Below are 13,278 nucleotides of genomic sequence, written 5' to 3' on the forward strand. Positions count from 1 at the left end.
GCTCAGCCGACCCTGATCCGTGCGTAGACCGGCACGCTGAACTGATTGAGCGCCACCTCGCTGAGCCGCTGTGAATAGCCCGCGCTGCCGTTCTGATACCACAGCGGAATGGCGGGCATCTGCTGGGCGAGGATCTTCTCCGCGTCCCGGAAACCGGCGATGGCCCGGCCGTCGGCGGAGGCGGCGTTGGCCTGATTCACCAGCCGGTCGAAGCCGGTGTCGCTGAAGTGGCCGTCGTTGGAGGAGGCGCCGGTGTAGTACATCGGCTGGAGGAAGTTCTGGATCAGCGGATAGTCCATCTGCCAGCCGGCCCGGAACGGCCCGGTCATCTTCTTGCCCGCCACCTTGTTGCGGTAGTCGGCGAAGGTGCCGACCGGTTTGCCGACACAGGCCCGGTCGTTGCGCAGCACGGTGTTGACGCTGTTGCAGACCGCGTCCACCCACTCCTTGTGGGAGCCGGTGTCCGCGTTGTACGTGATCGTCATCCGGCCGCCGGGCAGCCCGCCGCCCGCCTTGATCAGCTTGCGGGCCCGGACCGGGTCGTAGCGGCAGGCGTCCCCGCAGAGCCCCTGCTGATAGCCGCCCTGGTGGCGCAGGACCGGGGAGGTCCAGTCGGTCGCGGGGGTGCGGGTGCCGTGGAAGATCCGCTCGGTGATCTGCGCACGGTTGATCGCCATCGAGATGCCCCGGCGGAGTCTGGCCTTGGCCGGGCCGCTCCAGGCGCGGTCGTACATCGGGAAGGTGAGGGTCTGGATGATCCCGGCGGGCTGGTTGATGTAGCGGTCGCCGAGGTCGGAGCGGACGAACTTCAGCTGCTGCGCCGGGACATCGTCGACCAGATCGAGATTGCCCGCCTGGAGATCGGTGTAGGCGGTGTTGCTGTCGGTGTAGACGCGCAGATCGACGCCCTTGTTACGGGCCTTGTCCGGGCCCGGGTAGCCGCCCCAGGCGCGCAGCTTCATCACCGAGCCCCTGGTGTACGACCGCACCTGGTACGGGCCGTTGCCGATGGGCTTGCGCAGCCAGCCGGCGTGGTCCTCGAAGAATGCCCGGGGCAGCGGCACATAGGCGTTGTAGCCGAGGGTCTTGGGCCAGGTGGAGAACTTCTGGGTGAGCCGGACGGTGAAGGTCCGATCGTCCTTGACCCGCAGCCCGGAGAGGGTTTTGGCGGTGGGGGCGCCGCCGGTGGCGGGGTGGACCTTGTCGTAGCCCTCGATGTACTCGAAGAAGTAGGCGTTGCGCTGCTGGTGGTCGATCCGGGCGCCGTAGTTCCAGGCGTTCACGAAGGACGCCGCGGTGACCTTCTCCCCGTTGGCGAACCGCCAGCCCTTCTTGAGGGTGACGGTGTAGTTCCGCTGATCGGGGCTTTCGATCCGCTCCGCAAGCGCGTTCTTGGCCTCGCCGGTCTTCGGGTCGTAGCGCTTGAGCCCGCGGAAGATCATGTCGAGGACCTTGCCGCCCTGGACGTCGTTGGTGTTGGCAGGCTCCAGCGGGTTGGGCGGGTCGCCCCAGGAGGAGCGGATGACACCGGCGTCGGCACCGCCGTCCCCGCCGCCGCAGGCCGTCAAGGCCGTCACGGCCACGAGGGCTGTCGCGGCTGTCACGGCTCTCAGGGCCGCCCTGGTCAAGACCGTCCTGGTCAAGGCCGTTCCGGCCAGGGCGGTCCTGGTCGGGGCCGTCCTGGGCAGGGCGACGGGGGAGGGCGTGCGCCGGGCACGCTGGGGATACGGGGCTTCGCGACGCACGGCGCCTCCCGAGGATCCGGTTCAAGATCCGCCTAAGGCCCATCTGACATCCGCCGGGGCGGCGGCGCACGTCGATGGCCGCTGTCCGTGGCGGCGGGGCCGGAGGCGAGGGAGGTTGGTGAAGCGCGAGCCGAGCGGTGCGTCCCTCGCTCGGCAAGCGCTTTCTGGAGCACTCTCCCGTATCAACAGACCTGATTCAAGCCCCCGTTACCGAGTATTCAATCCATTCACACCAGCCTCCGGGGCCACCCGCCGCACAAGGGCACGCAGGGCGTTTCCCGCGTGGCGCGCCACGAGGAGTGCCACGCGGCGCGCCACGAGGAGTGCCACGCGGCGCGCCACGCGGTCGCCGCGGGTCGCGGACGCTCCCCGTCCGCGACCTCCCCTACCGTGCGGGCCATGGAGATCCATCCCTTCCGTATCGACGTCCCCCAGCCCGACCTCGACGATCTGCGGCAACGCCTGGAACGCACCCGCTGGCCGGAGCGGCTCCCGGGCGCCGGCTGGTCCGACGGGGCATCGCTCGATCACGTCCGCGAGCTGGCCGCGTACTGGGCCACCGGGTTCGACTGGCGGGCGCGGGAGGCGCGGCTGAACGCGTTTCCCCAGTTCACGACGGAGATCGACGGGCAGCGGACGCACTTCCTCCATGTCCGCTCGCCCGAGCCGGCTGCCCTGCCGCTGCTGATCACCCATGGCTGGCCCGGTTCGTTCGCGGAGTTCACCGAGGTCATCGGACCGCTGACCGATCCGCGCGGCCACGGCGGCGACCCGGCCGACGCCTTCCACGTCGTCATCCCGTCCCTCCCCGGCTTCGCCTTCTCCGCCCCGCCCCGCGAGCCCGGCTGGGGCATCAGCCGTATCGCCACCGCGTGGACGGAGCTGATGCGGCGCCTGGGATACGAGCGCTACGGCACACAGGGCGGCGACTTCGGCTCGCTGATCTCCCCCGAGGTGGCCCGGGTGGCACCGTCCCGGGTCGTCGGCGTGCACGTCAACGCGCTGGTGACCGTCGGCTCGGCCGACCCGGCCGGGCCGGCGGACCTGACCCCGGCGGAGCGCTCCCGGCTGGCCGGGAGCCAACGCTGGCACCGCGAGCTGTCCGGCTACGCCGTCATCCAGGGCACCCGCCCGCAGACCCTCTCCTACGGCCTCGCCGACTCGCCCGTGGGCCAACTGGCCTGGAACGTGGACTGGTTCGCCGCCCACGGCGACAAACCCGGGGCCCTCGACCGCGACGCGGTCCTGACCAACGTCTCCCTGTACTGGTTCACCAATACGGCGGGCACCTCCGCCCGCCTCTACAAGGAGGCCGCCTCGGTCTGGGGCACACCCCCCGAGCGCTCCGGCGTCCCCACCGGCGTCGCGGTCTTCCGGGGCGACACCGCGATCCGCCGCCTCGCCGAACCCTGGCATGCGATCACCCACTGGTCGGAGTTCGAGACGGGCGGCCACTTCGCGGCGATGGAAGTCCCGGATCTGCTGGTGGACGACGTACGGACGTTCTTCCGCGACCTGCGCTGACCGGGGCCGGTACCGGCGAGCCCTCGCCGGGAGGGGTCCCGGACGGTACGGCGCATGATGGGCCGCCCGTAGCCGAGGTGAAAGCAAGGAAGTTCCGCCATGACCCCTGTGCAAGTCGACTGGCTGTCCATCGTGTTCGGCCCCCTCGCCCTCATCGCCTTCGCGTTCGCCTTCTCCGCGCAGCGCTCCGCGTCCAAGAGGGGCGAGTCCATGCCCGGCTGGGGCAAGACCGTGCAGGGTGTGGGGATGGGCCTCGTACTGTTCGTGGCCTTCAGCAACATGGTGTGGGGAGGGTAGTGAGGGGGGTCGACGCCGGGCCCGGACCCGCCACGTGATCGCCGGTGCCGCGGCCGTCGTCCTCGACCGGCCTCGTGACCGTGTCCATGAACGCGTCCACCCACGCCCGCGCCTCGGCGGTGGGCGGACCGGTCTCCGTCAGCACCTCTTCCGCCGCGATCAGCCCTGCCTCGATCTTGGCAGCGCGCTCTGCCGCGCGCGAGAGCCAGGCCGAGACGCTCATGCCCTCGCGATTCGCCGCTTCCTCGGCGGCGCTCAGGGGGGTCTCACCCGGGATCGTGATCGTGACACGTTCGAGGCTCATAACGGCGATCATGCAGGCGCACTGCCCGTTCCAGCTGCCCTCTGAGGGTGGTTCATCCGAACGTGGGGATGGACAGATTGTGGGTGGCCCACTGGCGCGCGCGAACCCCGGCCGCCGAGGCCGCCCAGGCCCGCGGGGCCGCCTCGACGGCGGCGGTGTGGGTTCGCTTATGATCGCGAAATGCCGCGGAACGACCTTCAGCGTGCCCGGGACTTCCGGCTCTCCTTCGCCCGGCGGCAGGCCGGTGAGGTGCGGGAGGTGCCGGGGGGATTTCTGGTGCTGCACCGGGAGTACGCGCGGTCGCATGAGCACAATCAGCTGCATATCGTCGGGCCCGCCGACCCCGAGGGGCTGCCCGCGCTCGCCGATGAGGCCATGGCCTTCCTGCCGCACCGTCGGATCACGGTCCACGACGAGACCCTGGGGCCGCTCTGTGCGCCCGCGCTCGAACGGGCCGGGTACAGCCATGTCACCGAGGTGCTGATGGTCCACACCGGGCCGGTGCCGGAGGCCGCCGCGGCCGATGTGGTGGAGCGGGACCTGGGGCCGGATCCGTACGGGCCGCTGCGGCGGGCTCTGACGGCGCAGCAGCGGCGGTGGATGCCGGACGCGGACGAGCGGACCGTGCACGACCTCGTGGAGCGGCGCACGGCCCGGCGGGCCGGGGCCGAGGAGGTGCTCTTCCTCGCCGCCCACGACGACAGCGGCGAGATCGCCTCCTGGGCCGATCTGTATCTGGAGCCCGCCGCCGGGATCGCCCAGATCGAGGAGGTGGCGACCGCCGAGCCGTATCTGCGCCGCGGCTACGCCGACGCGGCCCTGACCGCCGCGCTGCGCCGCGCGGCCGCCGCGGGGTGCGCGCTGCGGTTCCTCGTCGCCGACCAGGACGACTGGCCGCTGCGCTGGTACGGCCGCCGCGGGTTCACCGCCGTCGGGCGTGCGCATTCCTTCTCGCGGTTCTGAGTTCTGGGTTCTGGGCTCCGAGTTCTGAGGCCCCGGCCCGGTCCGTTACGGCCCCTTACGGCTCCTTGCGCGGAGGCGCCTCCGTACCCGACTCCGCCGCGATCAGCGCCGGGTCCAGGACGACGTCCTCCTCGCGGGCCTCGAGGGTCGGGTCCTCGGGGAAGTGGCAGGCGGCGAGGTGGCCCTCGCCGTTGCCGTCCAGGCGGATCAGCGGCGGCTCCTCCCGCGCGCACTTGTCCTGGGCCTTCCAGCAGCGGGTGCGGAAGCGGCAGCCGGAGGGCGGGTTGATGGGGGAGGGGACGTCCCCGGCGAGCCGGATGCGTTCGCGGCGGAGGGAGTCCGGGTCGTCCTCGGTGTCCTCGGCCATCACCACCGCCGCGTCCGGCACGGCGGACAGCAGGGCGTGGGTGTACGGGTGGCGGGGGCGGCGGTAGATGGCGTCGCGGTCGCCCACCTCGACGACCTTGCCCAGGTACATCACGGCCACGCGCTGCGAGAAGTGGCGTACGACGGCGAGGTCATGGGCGATGAAGAGGAAGGCGATGCCCAGCTCCCGCTGGAGTTTCTGGAGCAGGTTGACGACCTGCGCCTGGATGGAGACGTCCAGCGCCGAGACCGGCTCGTCGGCGACGATCAGCTTGGGTTCGAGGGCGAGCGCGCGGGCCACGCCGATGCGCTGGCGCTGGCCGCCGGAGAACTCGTGCGGGAAGCGGTTGTAGTGCTCGGGGTTGAGGCCCACGATCTCCAGCAGCTCGCGCACCCGGGCCTCGCGGCCGCCCGGCGGATCGATGCCGTTGATCTCCATGGGGCCGGAGATGATGGCCCCGACGGTCTGCCGTGGGTTCAGCGAGGAGTACGGATCCTGGAAGATCATCTGGATCTCGGAGCGGATCGGGGCGAGCTCCTTGCGGCCCGCGTGGGTGATGTCCCGGCCCCGGTAGGTGATCGTCCCGCCGGTGGGCTCCAGCAGCCGGGTCAGCAGCCGGCCCGTGGTGGACTTGCCGCAGCCGGACTCGCCGACCAGCCCGAAGCTCTCCCCGGCGTGCACGGTCAGATCGACCCCGTCCACCGCCTGTACGGCCCCGACCTTCCGCTTGAACGGAAAGCCGCCCATGATCGGGAAGTGTTTGGTCAGCTTCTCGGTGACCAGGAGGGGTTCGGGTGTGCCCGACTCGATGCTCATGCGTCAGCGCTCCTAAGCCCTGGTCCCTAGCCCAGCCGGGGCTTGATCTGCTCGGTGAAGAGGGTCTGTTTCCGCTCGGCGCCCAGATGGCAGGCGGCGCCGCGGCCGTCCGGGAGCACGGGCCGCTCGGTGGCGCAGCGGTCCCCCGCCACCTGGTCGGTGTAGCGGCACCGCGGATGGAAGGGGCAGCCCGGCGGCGGGCTGAGCAGGCTCGGCGGGGAGCCGGGTATGGGGCTCAGCGGCTCGTCCACATCGGAGGACAGCCGCGGCATGGAGCCCAGCAGCCCCCAGGTGTAGGGGTGCTGGGGCGCGCGCAGCACCTCGCGGACCGTACCGCGCTCCACGGCCCGGCCCGCGTACATCACCAGCAGATCGTCGGCGGTGTTGGCGACCACGCCCAGGTCATGGGTGATGAGGATGATCGCGGAGCCGAACTCCTGCTGGAGGTCCCTCAGCAGATCCAGGATCTGGGCCTGGACGGTGACGTCGAGGGCGGTGGTCGGCTCGTCGGCGATCAGCAGATCGGGGTCGCAGACCAGCGACATGGCGATCATCGCGCGCTGCCGCATCCCGCCGGAGAACTGGTGCGGATAGTCGTCCACCCGCAGCCGCGGGTTGGGTATGCCGACCTTCTCCAGCATCTCGATGGCCCGGGAGCGGGCCTCGCTCTTGGAGGCGCCGGTGTGTTTGCGGTACGGCTCGGCGATCTGGCGGCCCACCGTGTAGTACGGCGACAGGGCGGTCAGCGGATCCTGGAAGATCATCGCCATGGTGTTGCCGCGCAGCCGCTCCAGGGTGCGCTCGGGCGCCCCGGTCAGCTCCTGCCCGTCCAGCAGGATCTCGCCGCTGACGGTGGTGGTGCGCGGGTCGTGCAGGCCCAGCACGGTGAGGTTGGTGACGGACTTGCCGGAGCCGGACTCGCCCACGATGCCGAGCGTACGGCCGCGTTCGAGGTCGAAGGAGAGGCCGTCGACGGCCTTGACGGTCCCGTCCTCGGTGGCGAAGCGGACATACAGATCGCGTACGGACAGGAAGGCGCCGGGGCCGGCCTCGGGGGGCGTCGCGCCGTCGTCGGGCTTGGTGAGTGTGGTCATCTCGGCAGCAGCTCCGGGTCTGTCAGGCGAGGCGCACGCGCGGGTCGATGAAGGCGTAGGCGGCGTCGACCAGGATGTTGAACACCACGATGGCCGCCGAGCTGACCAGCATCACCCCCATCAGCATCGGCAGATCGGTGAGCTGGACGGATTCCACCGCCAGCCGTCCGATGCCGTGCAGGGTGAAGGTGTACTCGGTGACCATGGCCCCGCCGAGGAGCGATCCGAGGTCGATGCCGAAGATGGTGATGATGGGGGCGATGGCGCCGCGCCAGGCGTAGCGGAAGAAGACCGTACGGCTGGAGAGCCCCTTGGCCCTCGCCGTACGGACATGGTCCTCTTGCAGCTGCTCGACCATCTGGGAGCGGGTCATCCGGCTGTAGTTGGCCATGAAGATCAGCGAGAGCACCACCCAGGGCAGCAGCATTCCGCTGAACCACTTCGCCGGATTGTCGGTGAAAGGGTAGTAGGCGGGCTGGTCCATGATCCCCAGGCCGCTGACGAACCAGGCCAGTGCGAGCACCCCGACGAAGTAGATCTGCATCGAGGCGCCGAGCAGCGACAGCGAGCTGAAGAACTTGTCGATCCAGGTGCCGCGCCGCCACGCCGCGATCATGCCGATGCCGATCCCGCAGACCAGGAAGACGGCGGCGCCGCCGAGAGCGAGCGAGAGGGTGGTGGGGAAGCGGTCGACGATGGTGCCCCAGACCGGCTCCTGGCTGACGAAGGAGTAGCCGAAGCAGGGGGCGTCGCAGTGCCCCACGGCGAAGTCCCGCCCGGCGAAGATCCCCACCATGAACTTCCAGTACTGGACCGGCACCGGCTGGTCCAGGCCCAGATTCTTGTTGATCATCGCGAGCGAGGTGGGGTCGCAGTTCTTGCCGCAGGCGAGCCGGGCCGGTTCGGCGGGCAGGGCGAAGAAGAGGAAGAACGTGATCGCGCTGATCAGGATCAGGATCACGATCGCGCCGAGGGACCGGCGGGCGAGGAATCTGAACATGACGTCGGTGATCTTCCGCTAGGTCCCGGCCGCGTCCGCCGGTGCGGACGCGGCCGGGCTCTGCGCGGCCTGGGTACGGCCGCGGCTACTTGATGAAGACGGCCGTCGGGTCCACGGCGCCGTAGACCGAGTTGAACTTCACTCCGCCGATGCCCGAGCCCCAGAGGGTGAACAGCCGGTTGTAGAAGGTCGGGACGGCGGGGATCTCATCGCTGAGGATCTTCTCGCTGAGCTTGATCCACTCCGAGGTGGCCCGGCTCAGATCGCTGACCTTGGCGACCTTGCCGATCTCGGCATTGACCGACGGGACGTTGAGGTGCGAGTAGTTCGCGGAGTCGTCGTAGACGTTCTTGCCGTCGTACAGCGGCGGGACCACGGTCGAGGCGGACGGCCAGTCGGCACCCCATGAGGACCGGTACAGGTCGTACTTGTTCTTGACCTTTCCGATCTGGGTGTAATAGGTCGACTGGTCGATCTCCTTCTTCTCGACCTTGAACCCGGCCCGCTCCAGGGCCCGCTCGACGACCACCGAGGCGTCCTGGTGGGTGTCGCCGTTGCCGTAGGCGTAGACGAGCTCGTAGTTCTCCTTGCCCGCCTCCTTCAGCAGCTCCCTGGCCTTCTTGGCGTTGCCGCCGGGGTACTTCTTCTTCTGGAACGGGTCGAACGAGGGGTCGTAGCCCTTGAGCGTGGGGCCGACCAGCCCGCCGCCGATCTCACCGGCCTTGGGGCCGCCGAACTGCTGGAGGTACTGACCGCTGGGGAAGGCCCAGGCGATCGCCTCGCGCACCTTCTTGTCCTTGATCCGATCGGTGTTGATCGATACGACATCCACATAGGGCTGCGTTTCGGTCAGCGACCGGGACATCGCCTCCTTGTCCTTGAGGACCGTGGAGATCTGCGACGGGTCGACCACGTTGGTCCACGTCATCCCGTTCCGGTCGGCGCCCTTGTCGGCCTGGAGCCGGCGGGTGGAGTCCACCCACTGGTGGCCGAAGGAGACGTCGAAGGTGTTCACGTACTGATGGCGTATCGAGTCGGTCTTGGGGTCCCACTGGTCGTTCTTGACGAACTGGATGCCCTTGCCCGGCTTGAAGTTCCGGATCTTGTACGGACCGGAGGCCAGCGGCGCCTTGTCGTACTTCTCCTTGGTGTCCTTGCCCGGCGGCACCGCGCCGATGTTCGGCATGGCGACCGCGAACGGCACCTCGGCGCGCGGCTGGTCGAAGTGGAAGACGACGGTCTTGTCGTCCGGGGTGTCCAGCACCGACTTGGGGAGGTGCTTGCCCTTGTAGGGGCCGTCCGGAAGCGCCTTGCGGTACTTCTGGCCCTCACCGGAGAGCCACTGCTGGAGGTAGGTCGGCCCGTTCGTCTGATAGGGCGCGTAGAGCCGCTCGACGGCCTGCCGGACGTCCTTGGAGGTGATGGGCGAGCCGTCCTCGTACTTCAGCCCGGCCTTGAGGGTGTACGTCCAGGTGCGGCCCCCGTCGGAGGACTTGCCGGTGTCGGTGGCGAGGTCGCCGACCAGCTTGGCCTTGCCCGTCTTGTCGTCGAACTGGTAGTTCGTCAGCGTCCGGTTGTAGAGCGTCTGCATGATCAGCTCATCGCTGACATAGATCTGCCCCGGGTCCAGATGCTCGAAGGCGTCCCGCTGGAGCACCGTGACGGTGCCGCCCTTCTTCGCGCCCGCCAGGTCCTTGGCCGGGCCGGTGGAGTCGGCCGCGGTACCGAGGGTGATGTCCTGGGACTCCATCTTGGGCTCGTTCGAATCCTTGGGGTCCGAGCCGCCGCCTCCGCTGCTGCATCCCGCGAGCGCCAGGGCCCCCGCGGCCAGGGCGACGGCGTAGGTACGGGCTCTGCGACTGTTCTTCGACCGTTCTTCGATGTTCACGTTGCCACTGCACCTGCCTCATCGGACGGAACACTTGCCGTTCACTGTCTTGGGCCGGCCGGCCCCCCGGTCACCGCGTGGTCTTCGGGTCCATCGCGTCCCGGACCGAGTCCCCGAGCAGGTTGAAGGCGACCACGAAGACCACCATGGCGATGCCGGGGAAGAACATGTAGGTGATGTCGCCCTCGTAGAAGTTGGCGCCCTTGGCGAACATCCGGCCCCAGTCGGGGGTCGGCTCCACCACGCCCACGCCGAGGAAGGACAGCGCCGCCTCGGTCGTCACGAAGTTCGGCAGCATCAGCGTGGACTGCACCAGGATGGGTGTGACGAGGTTGGGCAGCAGCTCCTTGCGGACGATCCGCCACGGCGATGCGCCGGTCACCTTGGCCGCCTCGACGAACTCACGCTCCCTCAGGGACAGCACCTGGCCCCGCAGCAGCCGGGCCAGCTGCATCCAGCCCAGCAGCCACAACACCATCACCAGGGCCGTCACCCGGAAATACGTGGGTGTCTCCTTCTGCGGGCTCACGAACAGCGCGGTGACCACCGGCATGAAGGCGACGAAGAACAGCTGCTGCGGAAAGGAGAGCAGCAGATCGATGAGCCGGCCGAGGAAGTAGTCGGTACGGCCGCCCATATAGCCCGCCACCACGCCGATCACGATGCCGGTGAGCGTGGACAGCACGGTCGCGGCCAGCCCGATCAGCAGCGAGGTGCGGATGCCGTAGACCAGCTGGGTCAGCACATCGCGGCCCAGTTTGGGCTCGATGCCGAACCAGAACTCGCCGTCGATACCCCCGTTGGGCTTCATCGGATAGCCCGTCAGGGGATCCAGCAGCTCGGGGCGGTCCAGACCGTAGGTGGTGTACGGATCCTTGCCGTACAGCGCGGAGATCACCGGCGCCAGCACGGCGACGGCGAAGAAGAAGACCACCACGCACGCGGAGATGACACCGGTGCGGTCGCGTTTGAAGCGCCGCCACATCAGCTGACGGGGCGCCAGCCCGGCCGGTGCCCCGCCCTCCGCGCCCGGTGCGGTCTTCTCGACCACGCCGGTCTGGGATGGACTCGTCATCGCGTAGCGTCCCCCCGCACTGGTGTCACACCGTCAACTCGCGTCATCTATGCGCGTCATGTCGCCGCCCGCTCGCCAGGGTGGTGCATGCGTGTCGGGTTGAGCGGACTTTCGCAACCGGGGAACGGCCCAGTCAAGGGGCCGGGGAGGGTGGATGTGCCCCTCATTCGAGTCTTGAGCGAAGATTTGGCAGATCGAGGTCCGGGCGTGCTTGACAGAGATCCCCCATGGGCGACAAAGCATGGACTATGGGCAGGAAACGCGTTAACACACAGGCAACTTCACTGTCGCAACACCGATATACGGACGCGCCAGGCTGAACTGCGTACGGCCGTGCGGGTGCCGTAGACCGGCCGGGACGCGCCATGTCGCCCCGGCCGGTCGCACCCCCGGCGGCCCCGGCGGGCGCGTCCCGTGGCGGTCACCGGACCGTCGTGTCTCCCGGTGGTCTCCGGACGGTCACCATCCGCATTTTTCTTCCCTTTTCTTCCGTGGTCCGTATTTTTCTTCGGCTCGTGACGGTTGCCCCGGGTACGAGGCGGGGGAGACCTACGGCTATGGGGCAGGGACGGATACTCAACAGCGGAGGGCGCCTCTTCGGGGCGCTCGTCTGCGCGGTCCTCGGGCTGATCTCGCTGGCGTGGATCATCCGCGATCTGGGCAAGGCCGATGAATCGAGCCATCTGTGGTGGACCTGGGCGGGGCTGCCGTTCCGGGCCACCGGAGGGATCTTCGGCTCCTCCCTGCTCGACCTGGTGCTGCTGCTGGTCTACGCGGTCGTCGGGCTCACCGCCCTGCGCTCACCGGCCGCCGCGGGTGCGCTCGGCTCGGTCGCGGTCGTCACCGTGGCGGTGCGTCTGCCCAGCCTCTGGAACCTGAACTCCGACTGGCTCCAGGGCATCCCCGGCGATCTGAAGACCCGGGCGAACCTCAGCGCGTGGGCGCAGGTGGTGCTCGCCGGGCTGCTGCTGGCCGTGGTCGCCGCCGCCCGCCGCCCCGCCGACCTGGCTCCGCCCGGCCGGCCCGTGTCGCCCGCCGACCGGCCGCCGGGCCGCCCCTCGCCCGGGGCGGCGGTCATCGGCGCGCTGTTCCTGGGCGCCGTCGGGGCCGTCATCGCCGCCTGGCAGATCTACTGGGCCCAGGAGCGCGGCTGGGAGATCTACAAGTACCTGCTCACCGGCAAGCACACGCTGCCCACCCTGCTCTCGGCGCCCGGAGCCTGGACCGCGTGGGCGGCGGTCGCGCTCTGCCTGGCCGCCACGGCCGCCGCGCTCGCACGCGCCCCGCTGGCGCGCCCGCTGGGGATGACGGCGGCGGCGCTCGTCATGGCCACGGGGATCAGCGAGGCATCGCTCTACATCAAGCTGGACTATGTGGACCACCTCAGCGATCTGCCCACGGTGGGCGTGCTCAGCGTGCTCACCGGCTTCTTCGAGGCGGTCGCCGGGCTGATCGCCCTGATCGCGCTGGCGCGGCTGAGCGTGGAGGAGGACACCGAGGCCCTCGGAGGCATCGGCGGCGCCCCGACGTACGCCGCCTACGGCGGCCAGGGACCAGGAGGCTTCGACGCCCAAGGGCCCGGGGGCTACGGCGGCGGCTACGGCGGCCAGGGGCCCGGGGGCTACGGGGCCGGAGGCTCCGGAGGTTATGGCGACGGGGGTTACGGCGGCGGAGGGTACGGCAGCGGTGGCTACGGCCCGCCCCCGCCCAGCCCCCCGCCGCTGGTGCCCCCACCACCCGGGCCCCCACCCACCGCGCCCCCGCCCCCCTCCACACCTCCCGCACCCCCACCGGGCTGGTGACGGGGGTTCGGCGTGACCCTGGGGAGCGCGGGCGAGCTCGGCGGACCAGCGAAAGCCGGCGGCGGTGCGGTGGCGCCCCGAAGGGGCGCGGGGCTGTGTCGATATGCGGCTCCGCCGCGCGGGCGCGACCAGCCACGACGGCGCCCCGAAGGGGCGCGGGGAACTGCGCGACCAGCCACGGCGGCGCGGCGGACGATCGACGGCATGCCTGGGCACTCCCGGCGCAGCGCCTGAGCGGATCAGCGGGGGTCGGCGGCGGTGCGGTGGCGCCCCGAAGGGGCGCGGGGCTGTGCCGATGTGCGGCTCCGCCGCGTGGGCGCGACCAGCCACGGCGGCGCCGCGGACGATCGACGGCAGACCAGGGGCGCCCCCGGCGCAGCGCCTGAGCGGATCAGCGGGGGTC

11 protein-coding genes are annotated in these 13,278 nt (G+C 70.1%); 4 read left to right on the forward strand and 7 right to left on the reverse strand.

Annotated elements, in window-relative coordinates; all coding sequences use genetic code 11:
- Positions 1–2: 2 nt before the first annotated feature.
- Complete coding sequence (locus NQU54_RS38625; RefSeq protein WP_372506237.1) at positions 3–1,604, reverse strand: peptide ABC transporter substrate-binding protein; 1,602 nt, start codon at positions 1,602–1,604, stop codon at positions 3–5.
- 540 nt (positions 1,605–2,144) lie between these two features.
- Here NQU54_RS38625 and NQU54_RS38630 point away from each other — a divergent pair.
- Together NQU54_RS38630 and NQU54_RS38635 are read left to right on the forward strand one after the other, a co-directional pair.
- Positions 2,145–3,269 carry an epoxide hydrolase family protein gene (locus NQU54_RS38630; RefSeq protein WP_257635060.1) on the forward strand — a complete coding sequence of 375 codons (1,125 nt, stop codon included), beginning with the start codon at positions 2,145–2,147 and terminating at the stop codon, positions 3,267–3,269.
- 99 nt (positions 3,270–3,368) lie between these two features.
- Positions 3,369–3,566 (forward strand): hypothetical protein, encoded by a 198-nt coding sequence (locus NQU54_RS38635; RefSeq protein ID WP_257635061.1) that lies wholly within the window; start codon positions 3,369–3,371, stop codon positions 3,564–3,566.
- Here the strand turns inward: NQU54_RS38635 and NQU54_RS38640 are convergent.
- The gene (locus NQU54_RS38640) at positions 3,541–3,870 is read right to left on the reverse strand and encodes a hypothetical protein (protein WP_257635062.1); all 330 of its coding nucleotides are present in this window, start codon (positions 3,868–3,870) and stop codon (positions 3,541–3,543) included. The genes NQU54_RS38635 and NQU54_RS38640 overlap by 26 nt on opposite strands.
- A 180-nt stretch (positions 3,871–4,050) precedes the next feature.
- On the opposite strand from NQU54_RS38640, the gene NQU54_RS38645 reads away from it, so the two are divergent.
- Positions 4,051–4,833, forward strand: coding sequence for a GNAT family N-acetyltransferase (locus NQU54_RS38645; protein ID WP_257635063.1), 783 nt, complete (start codon positions 4,051–4,053; stop codon positions 4,831–4,833).
- 55 nt (positions 4,834–4,888) lie between these two features.
- Here the strand turns inward: NQU54_RS38645 and NQU54_RS38650 are convergent, their stop codons facing one another.
- The 5 genes from NQU54_RS38650 to NQU54_RS38670 form a co-directional block, all read right to left on the reverse strand.
- Entirely contained in the window at positions 4,889–6,016 is a 1,128-nt protein-coding gene (locus NQU54_RS38650; protein WP_257635064.1) for an ABC transporter ATP-binding protein, read from the reverse strand.
- Between the two features lie 26 nt (positions 6,017–6,042).
- A complete protein-coding gene (locus NQU54_RS38655; protein WP_257635065.1) occupies positions 6,043–7,110 on the reverse strand; it encodes an ABC transporter ATP-binding protein in 1,068 nt (355 codons plus the stop codon).
- 22 nt (positions 7,111–7,132) lie between these two features.
- Positions 7,133–8,110 carry an ABC transporter permease gene (locus NQU54_RS38660; protein WP_069864362.1) on the reverse strand — a complete coding sequence of 326 codons (978 nt, stop codon included), beginning with the start codon at positions 8,108–8,110 and terminating at the stop codon, positions 7,133–7,135.
- An 85-nt stretch (positions 8,111–8,195) separates the two neighbouring features.
- Complete coding sequence (locus NQU54_RS38665) at positions 8,196–9,998, reverse strand: ABC transporter substrate-binding protein (RefSeq protein ID WP_257635066.1); 1,803 nt, start codon at positions 9,996–9,998, stop codon at positions 8,196–8,198.
- Between the two features lie 70 nt (positions 9,999–10,068).
- Complete coding sequence (locus tag NQU54_RS38670; protein ID WP_257635067.1) at positions 10,069–11,073, reverse strand: ABC transporter permease; 1,005 nt, start codon at positions 11,071–11,073, stop codon at positions 10,069–10,071.
- Positions 11,074–11,630: 557 nt separating this feature from the next.
- Here NQU54_RS38670 and NQU54_RS38675 point away from each other — a divergent pair.
- Positions 11,631–12,875 (forward strand): hypothetical protein, encoded by a 1,245-nt coding sequence (locus NQU54_RS38675; RefSeq protein ID WP_257635068.1) that lies wholly within the window; start codon positions 11,631–11,633, stop codon positions 12,873–12,875.
- Positions 12,876–13,278 lie beyond the last annotated feature (403 nt).

The sequence above is a fragment of the Streptomyces malaysiensis subsp. samsunensis genome, from assembly GCF_024519315.1.
Taxonomy (GTDB): domain Bacteria; phylum Actinomycetota; class Actinomycetes; order Streptomycetales; family Streptomycetaceae; genus Streptomyces; species Streptomyces malaysiensis.

Excerpts from the sequence above, each read along its gene's own strand:
- NQU54_RS38670 (WP_257635067.1), bottom strand. The coding sequence starts at position 11,073 with ATGACGAGTCCATCCCAGACCGGCGTGGTCGAGAAGACCGCACCGGGC.
- NQU54_RS38655 (WP_257635065.1), bottom strand. The coding sequence starts at position 7,110 with ATGACCACACTCACCAAGCCCGACGACGGCGCGACGCCCCCCGAGGCC.
- NQU54_RS38630 (WP_257635060.1), top strand. The coding sequence starts at position 2,145 with ATGGAGATCCATCCCTTCCGTATCGACGTCCCCCAGCCCGACCTCGAC.
- NQU54_RS38650 (WP_257635064.1), bottom strand. The coding sequence starts at position 6,016 with ATGAGCATCGAGTCGGGCACACCCGAACCCCTCCTGGTCACCGAGAAG.
- NQU54_RS38675 (WP_257635068.1), top strand. The coding sequence starts at position 11,631 with ATGGGGCAGGGACGGATACTCAACAGCGGAGGGCGCCTCTTCGGGGCG.
- NQU54_RS38660 (WP_069864362.1), bottom strand. The coding sequence starts at position 8,110 with ATGTTCAGATTCCTCGCCCGCCGGTCCCTCGGCGCGATCGTGATCCTG.
- NQU54_RS38645 (WP_257635063.1), top strand. The coding sequence starts at position 4,051 with ATGCCGCGGAACGACCTTCAGCGTGCCCGGGACTTCCGGCTCTCCTTC.
- NQU54_RS38640 (WP_257635062.1), bottom strand. The coding sequence starts at position 3,870 with ATGAGCCTCGAACGTGTCACGATCACGATCCCGGGTGAGACCCCCCTG.
- NQU54_RS38635 (WP_257635061.1), top strand. The coding sequence starts at position 3,369 with ATGACCCCTGTGCAAGTCGACTGGCTGTCCATCGTGTTCGGCCCCCTC.